This window comes from Halarcobacter mediterraneus, from assembly GCF_004116625.1.
GTDB classification, from domain to species: domain Bacteria; phylum Campylobacterota; class Campylobacteria; order Campylobacterales; family Arcobacteraceae; genus Halarcobacter; species Halarcobacter mediterraneus.
In genome coordinates this window covers 82,263-100,984 of record NZ_NXIE01000005.1, presented here as the reverse complement: position 1 = coordinate 100,984, position 18,722 = coordinate 82,263, and the positions used below count along the sequence as shown (strand labels likewise).

The 18,722-nt window shown below is 28.3% G+C and carries 21 protein-coding genes; 1 reads left to right on the top strand and 20 read right to left on the bottom strand.

The annotated features are described in order from the left end of the window. Positions 1–12: 12 nt before the first annotated feature. Positions 13–2,085: a TonB-dependent receptor gene (locus tag CP965_RS11700; protein WP_129062294.1), complete on the bottom strand. Its 2,073-nt coding sequence runs from the start codon at positions 2,083–2,085 to the stop codon at positions 13–15. Between the two features lie 117 nt (positions 2,086–2,202). On the opposite strand from CP965_RS11700, the gene CP965_RS11695 reads away from it, so the two are divergent. Further along, a complete protein-coding gene (locus CP965_RS11695) occupies positions 2,203–3,162 on the top strand; it encodes a helix-turn-helix domain-containing protein (protein WP_129062293.1) in 960 nt (319 codons plus the stop codon). Between the two features lie 6 nt (positions 3,163–3,168). Here CP965_RS11695 and CP965_RS11690 read toward each other — a convergent pair whose 3' ends face one another. The 19 genes from CP965_RS11690 to puuE all read right to left on the bottom strand — a co-directional run bounded on the left by CP965_RS11690 (position 3,169) and on the right by puuE (position 18,614). Further along, positions 3,169–3,612, bottom strand: a complete 444-nt coding sequence (locus CP965_RS11690) for a YaiI/YqxD family protein (protein WP_129062292.1) — start codon at positions 3,610–3,612, stop codon at positions 3,169–3,171. Then, positions 3,612–3,806: a YwbE family protein gene (locus tag CP965_RS11685; protein ID WP_323807974.1), complete on the bottom strand. Its 195-nt coding sequence runs from the start codon at positions 3,804–3,806 to the stop codon at positions 3,612–3,614. Before CP965_RS11685 ends, CP965_RS11690 begins: the two co-directional genes overlap by 1 nt. Then, the gene (locus CP965_RS11680; RefSeq protein WP_129062290.1) at positions 3,793–4,278 is read right to left on the bottom strand and encodes a hypothetical protein; all 486 of its coding nucleotides are present in this window, start codon (positions 4,276–4,278) and stop codon (positions 3,793–3,795) included. Before CP965_RS11680 ends, CP965_RS11685 begins: the two co-directional genes overlap by 14 nt. Before the next feature lie 13 nt (positions 4,279–4,291). After that, entirely contained in the window at positions 4,292–4,951 is a 660-nt protein-coding gene (locus CP965_RS11675) for a class I SAM-dependent methyltransferase (protein WP_129062289.1), read from the bottom strand. Between the two features lie 121 nt (positions 4,952–5,072). After that, positions 5,073–5,723: an energy-coupling factor ABC transporter ATP-binding protein gene (locus CP965_RS11670; RefSeq protein WP_129062288.1), complete on the bottom strand. Its 651-nt coding sequence runs from the start codon at positions 5,721–5,723 to the stop codon at positions 5,073–5,075. Further along, positions 5,720–6,367 (bottom strand): energy-coupling factor transporter transmembrane component T family protein, encoded by a 648-nt coding sequence (locus CP965_RS11665; RefSeq protein ID WP_129062287.1) that lies wholly within the window; start codon positions 6,365–6,367, stop codon positions 5,720–5,722. The genes CP965_RS11670 and CP965_RS11665 overlap by 4 nt, the downstream gene beginning before the upstream one ends. Further along, positions 6,364–6,780, bottom strand: coding sequence for a hypothetical protein (locus CP965_RS11660; RefSeq protein WP_129062286.1), 417 nt, complete (start codon positions 6,778–6,780; stop codon positions 6,364–6,366). Before CP965_RS11660 ends, CP965_RS11665 begins: the two co-directional genes overlap by 4 nt. Next, positions 6,777–7,379 carry a cobalt transporter CbiM gene (gene cbiM, locus CP965_RS11655; RefSeq protein ID WP_129062285.1) on the bottom strand — a complete coding sequence of 201 codons (603 nt, stop codon included), beginning with the start codon at positions 7,377–7,379 and terminating at the stop codon, positions 6,777–6,779. The genes CP965_RS11660 and cbiM overlap by 4 nt, the downstream gene beginning before the upstream one ends. 2 nt (positions 7,380–7,381) lie before the next feature. Next, on the bottom strand, positions 7,382–8,107 hold the full coding sequence (locus CP965_RS11650) for a DUF4198 domain-containing protein (protein ID WP_129062284.1): 726 nt from the start codon (positions 8,105–8,107) through the stop codon (positions 7,382–7,384). 81 nt (positions 8,108–8,188) lie between these two features. After that, positions 8,189–8,776 carry an urease accessory protein UreG gene (gene ureG, locus CP965_RS11645; protein WP_129062283.1) on the bottom strand — a complete coding sequence of 196 codons (588 nt, stop codon included), beginning with the start codon at positions 8,774–8,776 and terminating at the stop codon, positions 8,189–8,191. A 15-nt stretch (positions 8,777–8,791) separates the two neighbouring features. Next, positions 8,792–9,481, bottom strand: coding sequence for an urease accessory protein UreF (locus CP965_RS11640; RefSeq protein ID WP_129062282.1), 690 nt, complete (start codon positions 9,479–9,481; stop codon positions 8,792–8,794). Then, entirely contained in the window at positions 9,456–9,890 is a 435-nt protein-coding gene (locus CP965_RS11635) for an urease accessory protein UreE (protein WP_129062281.1), read from the bottom strand. Before CP965_RS11635 ends, CP965_RS11640 begins: the two co-directional genes overlap by 26 nt. Before the next feature lie 8 nt (positions 9,891–9,898). After that, complete coding sequence (gene ureC / locus CP965_RS11630; protein WP_129062280.1) at positions 9,899–11,602, bottom strand: urease subunit alpha; 1,704 nt, start codon at positions 11,600–11,602, stop codon at positions 9,899–9,901. After that, positions 11,599–12,282: an urease subunit beta gene (locus CP965_RS11625; protein ID WP_129062279.1), complete on the bottom strand. Its 684-nt coding sequence runs from the start codon at positions 12,280–12,282 to the stop codon at positions 11,599–11,601. The genes ureC and CP965_RS11625 overlap by 4 nt, the downstream gene beginning before the upstream one ends. A gap of 87 nt (positions 12,283–12,369) precedes the next feature. After that, positions 12,370–14,523 (bottom strand): malate synthase G, encoded by a 2,154-nt coding sequence (locus tag CP965_RS11620; protein WP_129062278.1) that lies wholly within the window; start codon positions 14,521–14,523, stop codon positions 12,370–12,372. A 10-nt stretch (positions 14,524–14,533) separates the two neighbouring features. Further along, a complete protein-coding gene (locus CP965_RS11615; RefSeq protein ID WP_129062277.1) occupies positions 14,534–15,958 on the bottom strand; it encodes an NCS1 family nucleobase:cation symporter-1 in 1,425 nt (474 codons plus the stop codon). A 220-nt stretch (positions 15,959–16,178) separates the two neighbouring features. Further along, positions 16,179–16,697 carry an ureidoglycolate lyase gene (locus tag CP965_RS11610; protein WP_129062276.1) on the bottom strand — a complete coding sequence of 173 codons (519 nt, stop codon included), beginning with the start codon at positions 16,695–16,697 and terminating at the stop codon, positions 16,179–16,181. A 1-nt stretch (position 16,698) separates the two neighbouring features. Continuing rightward, on the bottom strand, positions 16,699–17,697 hold the full coding sequence (gene alc, locus CP965_RS11605) for an allantoicase (RefSeq protein ID WP_129062275.1): 999 nt from the start codon (positions 17,695–17,697) through the stop codon (positions 16,699–16,701). Beyond that, entirely contained in the window at positions 17,694–18,614 is a 921-nt protein-coding gene (puuE, locus tag CP965_RS11600) for an allantoinase PuuE (RefSeq protein WP_228712719.1), read from the bottom strand. Before puuE ends, alc begins: the two co-directional genes overlap by 4 nt. Between the last annotated feature and the right edge of the window lie 108 nt (positions 18,615–18,722).

Genomic DNA, 18,722 nt, shown 5'->3' with positions numbered 1-18,722 from the left:
CTATTTTTCCTATTAAAACTTATAAGAAAGTTCAAAACCAAAAGTTCTACCTTCCCCTGCTCTTGCATACCATTCATCACTCATTTCAAAAGCTCTTGTAATATAAGTTTTATCAAAAATATTTTTACTCCATAATTTAAAATCAATATTATTTATTGTAGTACCAAAGCTTAAATCTACTAATTCATAAGACTTTTGTTTTACAGTATTATCCAAATCAAAGTACATATCTCCTACAGCATTTAATTTAGCTAATAAATAAGTATCTTTTAGAAAATTATATTTTGCAGTTATATTATAAGTATATTTTGGGGTATTTGGTGCTCTATTACCATCATAGCTTCTTTGTCCAATAATATTTCCAGAAGCATCTAAAATATTATCTTTATACTCATCAAATTCTGATTTGTTATATCCTATTCCTGATGATAATAAAAACTTATCAGTTACTTGATAAGTAAAGTCAAACTCAAATCCTCTTATGGTAGATTTACCAGCATTTGAAGTAATTGAGTCAGGATAATATTGTTGTTCTACTTGTTGGTCATCAATATTAATTTGATAAATTGCTAAATTTGTAAATAAGCTATCATCTAAAAACCTTGATTTAAAACCAACTTCAAAATTATTTGATTGTTCAGCTTTGAACTCTTGATTATCTATTGGAGCTAAAGAGTTGTATCCTCCTGATTTATAACCTTTTGAATAACTTGCATATAAAAGATGTTGCTCATCTAAATTAAAATTGAATGAAACCTTAGGTAAAATTTCCGAAGAATCTTTACTTTTACTCATTGAATCAGAAAACATACCAAAAGAAGACATATCTTTATCATAACCTTCAGTATATTTATAATCTTTTTGTTCTTTATCATATCTAAGTCCAAATGTTACATCAAAAGAATCAGTAAAAAGATAATTCATTTGAGAGAAAAGTGCATAGTTTTTTGTATCCATATCACTTCCTGTAAGCTGGGTAAAACTTGGCATTCCATATAAAGGATTTCCTTGACGCATTTCAAAGTCTACTGTCTGCTCATTACTTTCTTTACTAAAATATGCTCCAATTAAATAACTAAAATTTTCAAAAGAGGAATTAAGCCTAAATTCTTGAGATAAGAAATCTATTTCTCTATCTGTTTTAAGTCTCATTACATCATATACTGAAAAGTCCAAATCATTATAATCAATATTTTTTGTATCACTTGCTGCTGTAATTGAAGTAAAAGTTAAATTATCATTTTCATATATTGATTTTAATGAGAATTTATCATTTTTAAATTCACCTTCACCATCAAAATCCATATCTACTTTTCCAGGATTATTTAAAACTTCAGCAAGAGTATTAAAGCCTGTATATCCATTGTCATAATCATTTCTATCATAAGAAAGAATAAAATCTAAATTATCTGTAGGTAAATATCTTAATGAAACTCTTGAATCAATTCCTTCGATATTGTCTGATTTTTTATTTTTTGTATATCTATTTTCAAAATATCCATCACTCTTATACTTTCTAAGAGCAGCTCTTAAAAATAAATCATTCTCAATAAGTTTCACATTTACTAAGCCCTTATATTCTTGAGTATTATTATTTGCTAAACCAATACTTACATCTGCACTATTTTCATTTACTGGTTTATTAGTAATAATATTAATCGCACCTGATTCTGTATTTTTACCATATAAAGTACCTTGTGGACCTTTTAGTATTTCAACTCTTTGAATATCTAAAATTTCACTATCAAACATAGGGTAATATATATCATCGACAAAAAAACCTATGGCTTGTTCTCCTTCCATAGTAGGTGTTATTCCTCTTAAAGATAAAAAACCTGCTGTTCCATGATGATTTGTCTTTATCATAAAAAGTCCAGGAGTACTATTTACAATATCTTCAGTATCCAAAATTTTTTGTTCTTTTATATCATCACTATCAAGAATATCTAAGCTCAAGGCGATATTTTGCTTTGATTCCTTTTTCTTTTGTGCTGTTACTGTTACATCTTCAAGTTTTATAGTCTCCTCTGCTAAAAGATTTGAAGTAATAATACTTATAATTAGTAATCCATTTAAAAGTTTCAATTTGTCTCCTTAAGTAGTTGTTAAATATTTTTGTATTATATTTTATATGATAATGCATATCAATATTGTATTTATTATAAAAAACTTTTTTTTTATGATTAAACGAAAAGAGAAAAAATGCCAAAAATACTTAGCTTTGAAAATATAAATGAAATGAATAAAGAGAATAGTTCAAATACTACTTTTTTTATGCCCAAAGAACTTGCAGAAGGTCAAATTTCACTAGTTCCTGTTTGTAAAGGTCTTTTTTTTTATAAGTTTGATATTGATGTAAAAGAAGATTTTATAATAGAAAATAAATTTGAAGACACTCTCGTTTCTTTTTCAGCTTTTTTAAATGGCAGTATCCAATATAAAAATGTTGATTTTAAAATAAATAAAACTTTTAAGCCAAATCATTTAAGTGTAAGTGCACTAAATCAAGAAAATGGAAAAAGTTTTTATAAAAAAGATTCAAATTTAAAAATAATAAATATGGTTGCAACAAAAGAGTTTATTGAAAATCAAATTATTTCCAAGGAAAATAATCCTTTAAATAAAACTTTACAAGACTTAGAAAACAAACCTCTATTTAAAATACTTAAAGATTCTCCTTGTAGTTTTGAAACTTTATTAAGCTTAAATACTATTTTCAATTCGTCACATAATAACAAACTTGAAAACCTGTTACTCCAAAGTCATACCTATGGACTTTTATATAATTGGCTTAATAATATTCAAGAAGAAAAAGAGTTCCTTCCCTCTATAGAAAGACACTATTTAAATAAATTAATGGTTTATATAGATGAAAACTTATTTAAAGATTTGACCCTAAAAGAACTTGCAAAAGTAGCAAGTACAAATGAAACAAAATTACAAAAGATTTTTAAAATAGAGTATAATACTACAGTTTTTAAATATATTATTAATAAAAGACTTGAAAAAGCAAAAAAACTTTTAGAAACAAATGAATACTCAATTAATGAAGTTTCTGAGTTAGTGGGATACAAACATCAAAGTAATTTTACTTTTGCTTTTTTTAAGAAGTTTAATATTTCTCCAAAAGAAGTATTAAAAAATAAAAAGTTTTATTTCTAAAAGAAATTATATCTTCTGCAAAAATGCATTTAAAGAGTTAGCAAATTTTTGTGCATCTTTTTGAGTAAAGGCAGCTGGTCCTTTTGTAAGTTCTCCACTATCTCTAATTTCTTGCATTAGATTTCTTACTGCTAGATACTCTTTTATATTATCTTTAGTGTAAGTTTCACCTCTATGATCTATTGCATGAGCTTTTTTTTCAATAGTTCTATTTGCTAAAGGAATATCAGCTGTAATAACTAAATCACCCTCTTCTAGAAGTTCTATTATTTTATTATCTGCTTCATCTGCACCTTGATTTACAACTAGATATTTTATAAAAGAAGAAGTTCCTATATTAACTTTTTTATTTGCTATTACCAATGTTTTTAAAGATAATCTTTCTATTGCTCTAAAAACTATTGGTTTTAAAAGATTAGGAAAAGCATCTGCATCAATATATAAAGTCATTACAAAATTTCTTGTACTCGTCCTACTTGACCATCTTGAAGTCTAACTTTAATTCCATGGGGATGGGAAGGAGAATTTGTCAATATATCTTTAACAATTCCTTGGGTTAATTTACCTGTTTTTTGGTCTTGCTTTAAAACTATTTTGACTTTTAGTCCTTGTTTAATATTAAATCTTTTTTTATTCATTGTAATTTAGTACTTTCTTTGCTTCATTTAGGTTATAAAAGAAAATTGCTTTAAAAGAAAAGGTTACTTTTGTCTTTTTCTCTTCAGAGGTATCTAAAATAGGAAAAGAAAAAGACTTTCCTTCTTCATTTTTTACTTCAAAGTTTATAATTACTGATTTTAAAGTTTTCATCATATTCATAGTTTCTTTATATTTCTTTGGCTCAATTCCATCTAACATATCACTAGTTTTTTCTTCTCTTCTTATTGCATCAAATAAAGTAGAAAAAGTCTCTTTATATATAGATTTACTAAGACTTACTTTTATTTTTGAAGTATGAAAAGCACCACTTTTATTTAACAAAGGGCTAGGTTTTATATCTCTTATTTCTTCAATCATTTTTAAAAAAGAGTTTTGCCCTCCTACTATTTCACTATATTCTGTAAATAAAGAGTGTAACTCTTGTTTTGTATTTTTATCTAATTTATTAAAATCCATTTTTATCCATTTTTTAATTTCTTGTATATTTTATCAAATACCCTTTGAAGGCTTTTTTTAAATATTCTTCAGTTTTTTTAGGTTTAAAATTCATAAAAGAGAAACCTAAGTCTTGCATTTCTTTACCAAATTTAGCATGATTTCCTCTTCCAGGATCAGATATTATTACTTCACATTTATCATTAGAATGTTTACTTATAAAAGAAGCTAACTCTTTTATATGCCATCTTTCATATAAAATATCACTACCTATAATCAAATCAAACTTTCCTAAATGATCATCTTCATCAGTCCAACTAGTTCTTTCAAAAGGAATATTTTTTAAGCCATTTAATATAGAATTAGTATTTAAAAAATTCTCAACTTCTGGATGATAATCTGTCGCCGTAATATTTGCATTTTTACTATTTAACAAGTGACTTGAAAGTCCTATTCCACAACCAACTTCAAGAATCCTTTTATTTTCAATATTATAATCTTTCATATAATGTGCCAAAACTTCAGATGCTGGCCAAACAATACCAAAAAGAGACCATGTAGCAGAGGAGATTCCATAATCATTTAGTTCTTGTTCTTTTAAACTATCATATTGCTGCCTATCCCGAAGTGTTTTTAGATGAATATCTACTTTATCAAACTCATAAGTTTGATATTTTATTCGAATCTTACTCATATTTATTTAATCCTTTATTTATATCTAATCAATAAATAAAGTTTATATTTGTTCCATTAAGAATAAAAAAAGCAAAAGATATTAATTAAAATTTATTATATTATATAATGTATAACTTAATTTAAAGCCTTTTTAAATTATCTTGATTCAATTTATATATGGTAGGAGTTAGACTTTGAATAAAAGATTTATGGTGGGATACTATTATCATAGATTTATTAATGCTATTTAAAATATTGATAATCTTCTCTTGAGCTTCATCATCTAAAGCATTAGTAGGTTCATCAAGTAATAAAATTTTTGGTTCAGAAATAAGAATTGCAGCAAGGGCAACTATTTTTTGTTCACCACCACTTAAATCAAAAATATTTCTATTTTGCAAAGGAAGAATATCTAATTGTTCAAGCATTAAACAAGCCTTTTTATATACTTCTTCTTTACTTAAACCTTTTGCTCTTAAATTAAACATTATATCTTCAATAACAGTAGGACATAGAAAAAAGTCATTCACATCTTGGGGCAAATATCCAATTTCATTTCTAAACTTTTTATACTCTTTTAAAGAAGTCATTTCTTCGTGAAAAAGAAAAACTTTTCCTTTATTAGGTTTTATCAAACCTGCTATGATTTTAAGTAAAGAACTTTTTCCACTTCCATTAGAACCTACTATTGCAATTTTTTCTTTATGAGATATATCTAAATTAAGATTTTCAAAAAGAACTCTTCCATTTATTTCATAAGATAAATTTTTAATATTAACCGAACAACTCAAAAAATAAATCCTTTTATATATAATACAAAAATTAATACAAGTAAAATAAAATCATAATATGAAAAGTTTTCAGTATTCATTAAATAAATTTTACCATTAAAGTTTCTTAAGCTAAAAGATTCTTCCAAAGCTTGTGCTTTTCTTATAGCTTTTACAAAAATATGTCCAAATAGATTTCCATATGTTTCATAAGTAAAAAAAGAAGTATTTGCTTTAAAACCTCTTGCTTTTAACATCATTTTTATATTTTTTAATTCTAAGCTTAAAATTTGAATCATTTTTAAGGAAAAATATACAGAGCTTATGATTGTTTTGGGGAACTTTAAAGTATCTAAAGCTCTTACAATATCATAACCACTTGATGAATAAAAAATTGCTAAGTTAAATAAAATAATCATATTTGTTCTTAAGTAAATATTTAAAGCCTCTTCAAAAGTGCTTTGAAATAGTAAAACAAAAAATATCATTATGATAAAAATATTTAAAATAAGCACTCTTTTTAAGATTTTAAAAATATTTGAATATTGACAAAACAATACAAAAGCTAAAGGTATAAAATATAAAAAATGAATAGTTGAAAAGCTAAGAGAAATAGAATAAAAAATTGCACCAAGAAGACTAAAGGTTGGAGAAATTTTTATCATACTTTTATTCTTTTTAATAAAATAAAAATTACTATTATCAAACAAAGAGCAATAAAAGATTGTAAATAACTATATAAATTTTCATCTTTAATACTCTTTTTCTTCTCTTTATTTTCTATAGCTTTTTTCAAGTTTAACTCTTTTTTTACAGCATGTCCACCTAAAGCTTCTATTTTTATATATTTTACTTTTGAATACTCTTTTAAATAATATTCACCCTCTTTGTTAGTCTTTAAAGTTTGAAGTAGATTATTATTTTCATCAAAAAGTTCTATTTTACAAGATTTACAAGGACTTCCTGAAGCAAAATACGAGTAAATATATAATTGATTATTTTCTGTTTCTAAAAAAAGATTTAATTTATGGGCAAATAGACTTAAAGAAAAAAATAAGATTAAAAATATTTTTCTCATAAATTAGAATCCTTTATTAAATTAGGCATTGTTTTTTTAATATAATTTATTAAAAATAAACTTATAAAACCTTCAATAAACATTCCCGGAATATTTGCTAAAAAGATAGTATAAGAAGCATAAAGATACTCTTCTTTAGAAAGAGATAAAACTAAGGCTAATAAAATAGTTGAAAATAACACCGATAAAAAGCCTACCATAAAATATTTAATTTTTTCATTGAAAAAATTTAGCAATTTTAACTTAAAAATATAAAAGATAAATACTCCAGGAAGAGACATTATTAAAATATTTGCACCAAGAGAAGTTATTCCTCCATAGCCCAATAAAACTCCTTGAAACAAAAGTGCAATAAAAATTGCCAAAAAAATCTGAAAGCCTAAGATAATTCCAATAACTCCAATTAAGAGTAAATGGATTTGAACAAATCCAAGTGGTATATGTACAAAAGAGGCTATAAAAAACAAGGCTGTCATTGCAGAAATTAAAGCAATATTTTTATTTTTTATTCCTTTTAGAGAATATAGCAAAAAAACACCTGCTATAACTGCTGTGCTTATTGCTACTTCACTACTTAAAATACCATCAGAGATATGCATTCTTAGTAAGCCTTAATCCAAATTAATGCTCCATTTTCAATAGGGTATTTTTTTCCTTTATACTCTTTTTCTCCTTCTTCAATTAAAGCTGCAAATCCCCACCAACCTTTATGGTTCATCACAAAAGAGAAATTCCCATTTTCATCAGTTTTAACTACTTGAGTTATATGGGTATCACTAGGAGCTTTTAATCCAAATTCATTATATAATTCAACTTCTACCTCAACATTTGAAGCTGGTTTTCCATTATGTAGAACCTTTGCTTTAAAAATATTACCTGCATATAAAGAAAAAGGTTTTACCATAGGAATAATTTCATATTTTAAACCAAGAGGTTCATCCCAACCATCTTCAACAGAATATGCTGAAACAATAAGTTTAGGAACATGAGAAATATATTTACCTTCGTCTGGTTCAAAATACTCTTGAGGTTGTGTATAAAATTTATAAACACCTGGTCTTTTTATAGTATATGAACTTTGCCATGCTTTATGATCAAATTTTTTAGTCTCTACTAAAGGTAATTCTTCTTTTTTGTTTCCTAAATATATTCCTTTAGGTTTTTCCATTGTCATACCTGTTTGTTCAAAAGGGTGAATAAACATTAGATCAAATTTTAAATTTGATTCATCTTTACTTTTAACATTATCTGTTGAAGGAAGAAATGTTAAAAAATGTGCACTTGCAAAACTAACCACTGTAGCTAATATAAATATTACTTTTTTCATTATTGTCCTTTTTTTATTTTTATTATAAGTATATAATTTTAATATCTTAGAAAATATTTTTTTTCTTATGTATTTTCTGAACTATTTTATCGCTTCTATCCATTGAATTATTTTTTCAAAAGAGTCCTGCTCTTTTTGAGTTATAAAAACAGAAGGTTTATTTTTTCTATTTGCTTTTACATCTTTTTCAAAACTTTCTAAATCTACATTAACATAAGGGCATAAATCTATTTTATTAATAACTAATAAATCACAAAACAATAAACCAGCCCCTTTCTTTCTTGGAATATCTGCGCCCTGCGCTACATCAATTACATATAAGTAATAATCGATTAATTCATAAGAAAAAGTCGCACTAAGATTATCTCCACCACTTTCTATAAAGATAATATCAGGATTAAATTTTTCTTCTAACTCCTCTACTGCTTTTTGATTCATAGAGATATCATCACGTATTGCTGTATGTGGACAACCACCAGTTTCCACACCTATAATCTGTTCGTTGTTTAAATCTAATTTATTTTTTAGATAATTAGCATCTTCAGTTGTATAAATATCATTTGTTACTATTCCTAGTGAATACTTGTCTTTTAACATATTTGTTAATGTTTCAATGATTGAAGTCTTTCCACTACCTACAGGTCCTGCAATTCCTATTTTTATTCCCATTTATTAATTTCCTTTTTAAGTTGTAAACATTTTTGGTTCTAGATTTAAGTGTGAAAATATCACCTCTTCAAATAAAGGGTTAAAGTTACTTAAGTTTTTTGAACTATTTTTTATTTCTTCTTCTATAATGTCATCAAAACTAAAAAGTAGTTGTTGTATTTCACTAGGTTTTATCTTTGAGATTTTTAAACTTGTACTTGCAATATTAATTAAGTTTTTTTTACACCATAAAAGAAGAAATGTATCTACATCAAGACCTAATTCAAAAGCATAAGCACTTAAGATAAAAAGCTCATTTCCATAGGCTTTTTTATCTTTTACATTTTGAAAATACTCTTTTACAATAGGCGAAGTTATATCAAAATCAATATGTTTTAGGTAGTTTTCTCCTAAATCTTTTAAAGCCTTTGCATATTCAAAACTAAACATTGAAGCATATTTTTTATCTTCTTTTAGTAAGTGAGATATTTTCTTCTCTTTTAAAAGACTAAATACTTTTTTAACAATAGTAAATTCCATCTTTTGATATTGGTCTTTTATTATATTTTCTAAGAATTTTTTTAAACTATTCTTGTCATAAACATGACCTAATACAATATGTGGTTCAAGTCCAAATGAATGAACAAAAGCCCCTGATGGAAAGGCTCCATCAAGTAGTTGTAAAAATCTACTTAGTGCTTTAGTGTGAGTGATGTGCGTTTCCATTTGGTTTAAATAGACCTTTACCTTTTTTTACTGTTACACTATCATTTTCTTCACAAGATTTGATAATATCAGTAGTTGAAATATCTTCTAAAATAGTGATTTTATAATCTTCTACACAAATAGGTTGGTGTCTATTTCCTATTTCATATGCTGTTCTTGCAAAAGTAATGTGGTCATCAAATTCTAAAGTATAAATAGTATCTTCAGATTTAGAAATTTTAATTTTATATCCATCTTCACAAAGTAAAATATCATTTTCATGAAGGTGTGTATATTTAGCTTTTACAATAAACTCTTTACCCTTTTGAGTAATAGCACTTAAATTAGGTTTTTGCATATCAAACCAATCTAAAAGTACATTATCATCTGCTGGTATATCTTTTTTTATTTCAATTGCTTTTTTTATCATTCGTACTCCTAAAATAGAAAATATCTTTTAGCCATTGGTAACTCTTCTTGGAAAGATGATTCTATAATCTCACCATTAACTTTTACATCATAAGTTTCTGGGTCAACTTCAATATCCCCAATAAAGTCATTTAACTTCATATCTTTTTTACCTATATTTCTTGTGTTTTTAACTGCAAGCATAGATTTATTTGTATTCATTTTTTCTACTAAACCATTTTCCAATGATAATTTAGAAACAAACAGTGCACTTGTATTTGCAGCTGCTTTACCTAAACTGCCAAACATAGGTCTATACATATTTGGTTCAGGGGTTGGAATAGAGGCATTTGAATCCCCCATCATAGCTAGTGCTATAAAGCCACCTTTTATAATAAGTTCTGGTTTAACTCCAAAAAATGCAGGTGTCCAAAGGACTAAATCTGCCATTTTCCCAATTTCAACACTTCCAACATGTTCATCAATACCACAAGCAATAGCAGGGTTTATAGTATATTTTGCAACATACCTTTTGATTCTTTCATTATCAGCTTTTTCATCATCACCTTCTAGGGCACCTCTTTGTTTTTTCATAGAGTCTGCTACTTGCCAAGTTCTTGTAACTACTTCACCAACTCTTCCCATAGCTTGTGAATCACTACTTGTAATAGATATTGCTCCAATATCGTGTAAAACATCTTCTGCAGCAATAGTTTTACCTCTAATTCTACTTTCTGCAAAACTTACATCTTCAGGAATTTTTGCACTTAAATGGTGACAAACCATAAGCATATCAAGGTGTTCTTCTATTGTATTTTTAGTATAGGGTAAAGTTGGATTTGTACTTGATGGTAAGATATTAGCAAGTCCTGCAACTTTCATAATATCAGGTGCATGACCACCACCTGCTCCTTCACTATGGAAAGTATGAATAGTTCTTCCAGCAAAAGCATTTACTGTACTATCTACAAATCCTGATTCATTTAAAGTATCTGTATGAATTGCAACTTGTACATCAAGGTCATCTGCAACTTTTAAACAAGTATCAACTGCATTTGGAGTTGTTCCCCAGTCTTCATGAAGTTTTAATCCCATAGCACCGGCTTCAATCTGAACCTTTAAAGCTTCATAACTTGAACTATTTCCTTTACCCATAAAACCAAAGTTTAAAGGTAAATCATCAACTGATTCAATCATTTTATGAATATTCCATTCTCCTGGAGTACAAGTTGTTGCATTTGTTCCTGTATTTGGACCCGTACCCCCACCAATCATAGTTGTAACACCACTAGCTAGTGCTTCATCTATTTGACCAGGACTTATAAAGTGAATATGTGAGTCAATTCCACCAGCAGTGATTATTTTACCTTCAGCTGATAAAATCTCTGTATTTGCACCTATTTCTAAACCTTCAGTGATGCCATCAGTGTTGTATGGATTTCCAGATTTTCCAATTGCAGAGATTTTTCCATCTTTGATTCCAATATCAGCTTTGTAAATACCTGTATAATCAATAATTACAGCATTTGTGATAATAACATCAGCAGTATCTACAACTAATGGAGATTGACTCATACCGTCTCTAATAGTTTTACCACCGCCAAATTTTGATTCTTCTCCATATGTTGTATAGTCTTTTTCAATTTTTGCTATTAAAGAAGTATCAGCTAATCTAAATCTATCATTAGTTGTTGGTCCATACATTGAGGCATATTTTACTTTAGAAATCTTCATACCCTACTCCCTATAAACTCTTCAAGGTTTTTCATAGCTTTTTCTTTAGTCTCTTCAACATCTAAATAACCATTAACAAGACCATTAAATCCTGCAATATATCTTTTCCCATTGAAAGGAACTACTTCAATTTCTTTTTTAGACCCTGGCTCAAATCTTACAGAAGTTCCACTTGGGATATTTAGTCTTTGACCATAAGCTTTTTGTCTATCAAAATCTAAGAAGGCATTAGTTTCAAAGAAATGGTAGTGAGAACCTACTTGAATGGGTCTATCTCCTACATTTTCTACTTTGATTGTAGTTACAGGATAATTGGCATTTAGCTCAATTTCACCTTCATCTATAAAATATTCCCCTGGAGTTATGTCGGATTTTGTAACAGAAATAGGGTTATGTACAGTAACAAGTTTTGTTCCATCATCAAAAGTAGCTTCTGTTTGTACCATATGCATCATTGAAGCAACACCAGGTAAAACATCAGCAGCACCTAAAACTTTTGTTGCCTCAACCATAAGCTGGGCAACACTTTTACCATCTCTTGCTCCTTCAAGGATAAAGGAACTGATAATAGCAGAAGCTTCAGGGAAATTGAGTTTAAGTCCTCTTTCCTTTCTTTCCCATGCTAGTTTAGAAGCTGTATAAATCATAAGCTTTTCTTGTTCACGATTTGTTAAAAACATAAAAAGTCTCCTTTATTTATCTAAAATTAGTGTATCAAAAACTAAAAGATTATTATTTCTTCAACTGTATACTTTATAATCAGAATACTAATTATTCTTATACTTTAATCTGTACATATGTAATAAAGGCTCTGTATAACCAGAAGGCTGAGCTTTTCCTTTAAAAATCAAATCACTTGCTGCTTTAAATGCATAGCCATCATAACTTGGTGCCATATTTATATAACTTGTATCTTTTTCATTTTGTTTATCAACAACTTTTGCCATCTGTTTTAAAGACTCTAAAACTTCCTCTTTTGTACAAATTCCATGTTCTATCCAGTTTGCAAGATGTTGAGAGGAGATTCTAAGTGTTGCTCTATCTTCCATAAGTGCTACATTATTTATATCAGGAACTTTAGAACATCCAATTCCTGCATCAATCCATCTAACAACATATCCTAAAATACTTTGGCAGTTATTATCTATTTCATTTTTAATAATCTCTTTTGATAAATCTTCTTTAAGTAAAGGTATTGTTAAAAGCTCATTTAAACTTGCTTTTCTTTTTCCTTTTAACTCATTTTGGATACTTAGTACATTAACTTTATGATAGTGCATTGAGTGTAAAGTTGCAGCAGTAGGAGATGGTACCCAAGCAGTGTTTGCACCTGATTTTGGGTGAGAAATTTTTTCAAGCATCATTTTTGCCATCTCATCTGGCATAGCCCACATCCCTTTTCCAATTTGAGCTTTACCTTGCAGTCCACACTCTAAACCAATATCAACATTCCAAGTCTCATAAGTTTTTATCCAAGTTTCACTTTTCATTTTTGTTTTAGGTGTCATGGCTCCTGCTAGCATAGAAGTATGAATCTCATCACCTGTTCTATCTAAAAATCCAGTATTAATAAATACTACTCTTTTAGAAGCTTGTCTAATACACTCTTTTAGATTAACTGTAGTTCGTCTTTCTTCATCCATAATTCCTATTTTGATTGTATTTTCTGGAAGATTTAAAGCTTTTTCTACACTTTCAAATAGTTTAACTGCAAAGGCAACTTCTTGGGGTCCATGCATTTTTGGTTTTACTATATAAATAGATTTTGTTCTACTATTTTTCTTTTCGTTTTTGTTTGTTAAATCAGGAATTGCAGCTAAAGTTGTAATCATACAATCCATAATCCCTTCATAAACTTCATTTCCATCTTTATCTAAAATAGCTGGATTTGTCATAAGATGACCAACATTTCTAATAAATAGAAGACTTCTTCCGTGTAGAAATAACTCTTTGTCATCTATAGTTTTATATTTTTTATCAGCATTTAATGTTCTAGTAACTGTTTTGCCACCTTTTTCAAAGCTGTCTTCTAAATCACCTTTCATAAGACCAAACCAGTTTCTATAAACTTCAACTTTATCTTGGGTATCTACTGCTGCAATAGAGTCTTCACAATCCATAATAGTAGAAACTGCAGCTTCTACAACTATATCTTTTACCCCTGCAACATCAAGTTTTCCAATAAAGCTTTCTTTGTCAAACTCAACAATTACATGAAGATTGTTGTTTTTAAATACTAATGCTTTTAGGTTTTCTTTTTCACCCTCGTAAGCAACTAGTTTTGAAGCATCTTCTAAAGTTGTTGTAGTGTTTGAAAACTCTACTTCTAATTTTTCTTCAACTATTTTATATGAAATTGCATCTTTATAGCTTCCCTCTTTAAGTGGTGCAACTGTATCTAAATGCTCTTTCGCATAATCTACAACTGCTTTTCCTCTTTTTTCATTGTACTCTTTTGTAATTGCTAGTTCGCCATCAGTTGAGATTACATCAGTTCCATAAAGAGCATCATATAAACTTCCCCATCTAGCATTTGCAGCATTTAAAGCAAATCTAGCATTTTTAACTGGAACAACTAGTTGTGGTCCTGCTTGAAGTTTTATTTCTTCATCTACATTTTGTGTTTCTACTTTGAACTCTTCTTTTTCTTCAACTAAATAACCAATTTGTTTTAAAAAGTTTTTATACTCATCAAAACTATTTTCATCGTATTTATTAGTTTTATGCCAAGTATCAATTTGTGCTTGAAGTTCATCTCTTTTTTTTAGTAAAGAGATGTTTTCAGGAGTTAATTGATTAATAATATCTTCAAAATTCTTCCAGAAATCTGCTTTTTTGATTTCTGTTTGTGGAAGAATCTCTTCGTTTATTAAATTTAATAGTTTTTCATCAATATTTAAATTATTTATTTTTATATACATATTTTTCCTTTTAGATAAAAGCTAATTCTTTTTGTGTTTCATTTTTTGATAAAGTTAAATGCACTACCCCACCAAGAAGTGCTCCAATAATCCATCCATAACCATTAAGTAAGCTCAAATTCTCAACCCATACGGTGCAAATTGAAAAAACTGCTCCAATTGAAAATGCAATAATTGTATTTTTATTCCACCCATTATCATAATAATATTCACTTTTTTCACTTTCATCATATAACGAGTCAATATTCAATTTTTGTTTTTTAACAAAATAGTAATCAACAATTAAAATCCCATATAAAGGAGCAAGTGTTGCACCAAGAGTATTTACTATTGGACTAATTCCTACATTACTAATAAAACTTACCCAAAATCCGCCAATCACAAGTGCAAATAATGATGTTATTACACCAGATTTTTTAAATGAAAGTTTTTTGGGTGCAAGATTTGAGATACCATTAACAGCAGGAATAAAGTTAGCAACTAAATTAATACCTACAGTTGCAGTAAAAAATGTAATTGCAGCAACTAAACTTAATACTGTACTATCAGCTCTTTCAACAATATCCATAGGGTTTGTTAGTTTTTCACCAAATACTACAACTGAACCAGCAGTTATTAAAAGTGCCAAAGCTGAGAAAAAAACCATATTAAAAGGTAGTCCCACAAAATTTCCAACTACCATTGATTTTTCATCTTTTGCATATCTTGAAAAGTCACTAAAGTTAATCATAACAGCTGCAAAATAAGCAATCATTGTTCCTAGAATTGCAAAAAAACCATTTACTTCACTACTAAAAGTTGAACCTTCATGAGAGAAGATATTATTTGCAACATTAAATAAATCTCCACTAGATTTACTCCATAAAACAACTAATAATCCAATCATAATGATATAAACAAAAGGAGCTGCAAAATTTAAGAATTTAGATACCCATGACATTCCTTTTGAGAAAATCACCATTTGAAGTATCCATACAATAAAAAAAGATAACCAACCAATTGAATCAATACCTAAAAATTTAACTTCAGGGTGAATCCCTGTAGAAGCAGTAATTAAAAGGTGTAAGGCAGTTGAAGCAAAATATGTTTGAACTCCAAACCAAAAAACAGCAACTATAGCTCTTATAATAGCTGATAATTTAGCCCCATTTACTCCCATACTTGAACGTGCAAGAACAGGATAAGGAATTCCATAGTCAACTCCAGCTTTACCTGAAATATTTACTAAAAAAGTAACCAATAATCCAGCAACAATAAGTGCAAAAAATGCAGTCCAACCTGTTACTCCATAACTTATAAAAAGTGAGGCAACTAGTGTATATCCAAAAAGACTTTGTATATCATTTGCCCAGATATTTGACACTTCAAACCATTTCCAATTTTTCTCACTCTTTTTTGTAGGTGACAAAGAGTCACTGTTTACATCATTTATCATAATAATTCCTAATATATTTAATATAAATAAATCCACTACAAAAAAGTCTTTATCAATAGTTATCTCGTAATGGAACCTAAGTTTTCATCTCCATAAAATTCCTTTTTTTAATATTTCTTTTTATATAATCAAATTGGCGTTATGACTTTTTTATGGAAATATTAAAATATTGAAATAAAAAAGTCTTTATGGTGGTTTACTATCATTTTCTTCTAACATATTACCTCTTTAGTAAATAGATACTTTCTTTTTTTAGATCATATTCTATACATTCGACAATTTTTTGTTCTTCTGTTTTATTATCTGCTCTATCTATAACAATAAATTGCTCTTTATCTTTTAAGCAAATTAATGGAAAATGCCAAATACCTCTATTGTAATAAACCCCTTGCTCTCCATTTGTAACAAAAACTTCAATTGTTGATAAATCAGGTTTTTCATCTCCTAATGCAACAACACATAAAAATGGTTCTTTGCTTCTTGGCATAAAAGTTTGAGAGAAAAAAGGGTGCTTCTCCAACATATCAATATGTAAAGGGAATTCTCTACTTTTCCCTATATAAATATGTAAAGTAGAACGTCCTCCTTTTTCATTTGCATCCATTGTACAAAGCTCATAAAACTTCTGTGCGTAGCCATTGTTTATGATTTTTGAATCTCTATTTTCAAACTCTACGACTTCTCCAAACTTTTTAAAAGCTTCTTGTGTAAGAGATTTTGGCTTTAATTCCACTCTCATATTAAGCCTTTATTTCTTCTTTTTTAACAAATTTCCCAAATAGTTTTAGTCTTGAAACTCCACCATCTGGGAAAATATTTATTCTAATATGTGTTATTGGTTTTTGATGGTTTAAAAAACTTTTATCAAAATAGTGTTTGTTGTGCATCTTAAGTTTTTGTGGTGCAATTAACTCTTCCCAAAACATACTTTGTGTTACAACTGAACTATCTGTTGTCTCCTCTAAATATGCAGCGCTGATTGAAAATTTATCTGCAAAATTTCCTTTGAAGAAGTTTGTATCAATCATAATATTATCAAGAATTGCAGGCTTAGCTAACTCAATGATTCCCCAGTCAAATCCTGGTTCTCTTCTTCTTCTAGTTTCCCAACCATCACCCATGTTGATAGCTTCATTATCTTTTAAAATATTTCTTAAAGGACCAAAGAATTCATTGTTTGTATAAACTGCTCTTGCTCCATTTCTCATTGAAGCTACATTGATATTCTCTTGCTCATAAAGTTTTTCATCAAAGCAAATTTCACCAAAGGCTTTAAATCTTGCAATTCCACCATCTGGATAGATATCAACTCTTATGTGAGTTAATTCAGTTTGAGAAAGAGAAGCAAAATCGTGTTTTGTATGACCTTCTAAATCACTTTGACCTAAAAGCTCAACCCACTGAACACTATCAATATCTTCTAAAAATGCTTTATCATCTTTGTCTTTTACACAACAACCTTTAATAGCAACTGCTAAAGGATAGTTTCCTCTAAAGTGCGAAGTATCAACTAAAAATGAGTTGATTTTTGAAAGGTTCCCTAGTTTAATAATACAATGGTCATTTCCACCATCTCTTCTTCTTCTAGTTTCCCAACCGTCCATCCAGTGACCATTGTCATCAAACTCATCTTTAAATACAGCCTCTGTTTCTTGTAACATTCTATTTGCATTTGCAAAAAACTCATCTGTAGTGTAAATTACTTCTGTTCCTAATTCACAGCTTGCAACATTTATCATTTTCTTCCTTTGTTACTAAAATTATTAATCCAATGATTTGCTATCTCACCCCTTGTAGCAAACCACACATCATCAAAACCTCTTACATACTCTAAGAACTTTCTCATAGCCATAATTCTTCCAGGTTTTCCTAAGATTCTACAATGCATACCAATACTCATCATTTTTGGAGATTTTGCACCTTCTAAATAAAGAGCATCAAAACTGTCTTTTAAATAGTTATAAAATTGTTCGCTATATGAAAATCCACCAAATACAAATCTCATATCGTTGTTATCCATAGTATATGGGATTACTAAATGTTCTTTTGTTGTGATTTCTGGTGCAAAATATGGTAAGTCATCGTTGTAAGCATCACTGTCATAAAGAAATCCACCCTCTTCAACAACAAGTTTTCTTGTATTTTCACTATCACGTCCAGTGTACCAACCAAGTGGTCTTGTTCCAATCATTTTTTCTAAAATTTCAATACTTTTGTATAAGTGATCTCTTTCAATTGATTCATCTATTTGTTGATAGTTAATCCATCTATATCCATGGGAACAGATGTCATAATTGTTAAGTGCAAGGTATTCGGCTAATTTAGGATTTCTAGCAACAGCCATTGCAACAGCAAAGATAGTAATAGGAATGTCAAACTCTTTAAAAAGTTCTAATAATCTCCAAACACCAACTCTTGAACCATATTCATACAATGATTCCATAGATTTGTGTCTTTGTCCAATAAAAGCTTGTGGGTTGTTCATTTCCGAAAGAAATACTTCTGAAGCCTTATCTCCATGTAAAATGCAGTTTTCTGCACCCTCTTCATAATTTAATACAAATTGAAGTGCAACTTTTGCCCCATTGGGCCATTTTGGATTTATTGGTTCGTTTGAGTAACCAATTAAATCTCTTGGATAATTGTTATTAATCATTTTCTCTCTCATAAAAAAGCAAAAACTACTTTTATAATTTATTTATGAGATTATTCTATCAGATTGTCTACAATAATTGTAGACAATCTTTGTTTATTTTTTATACAT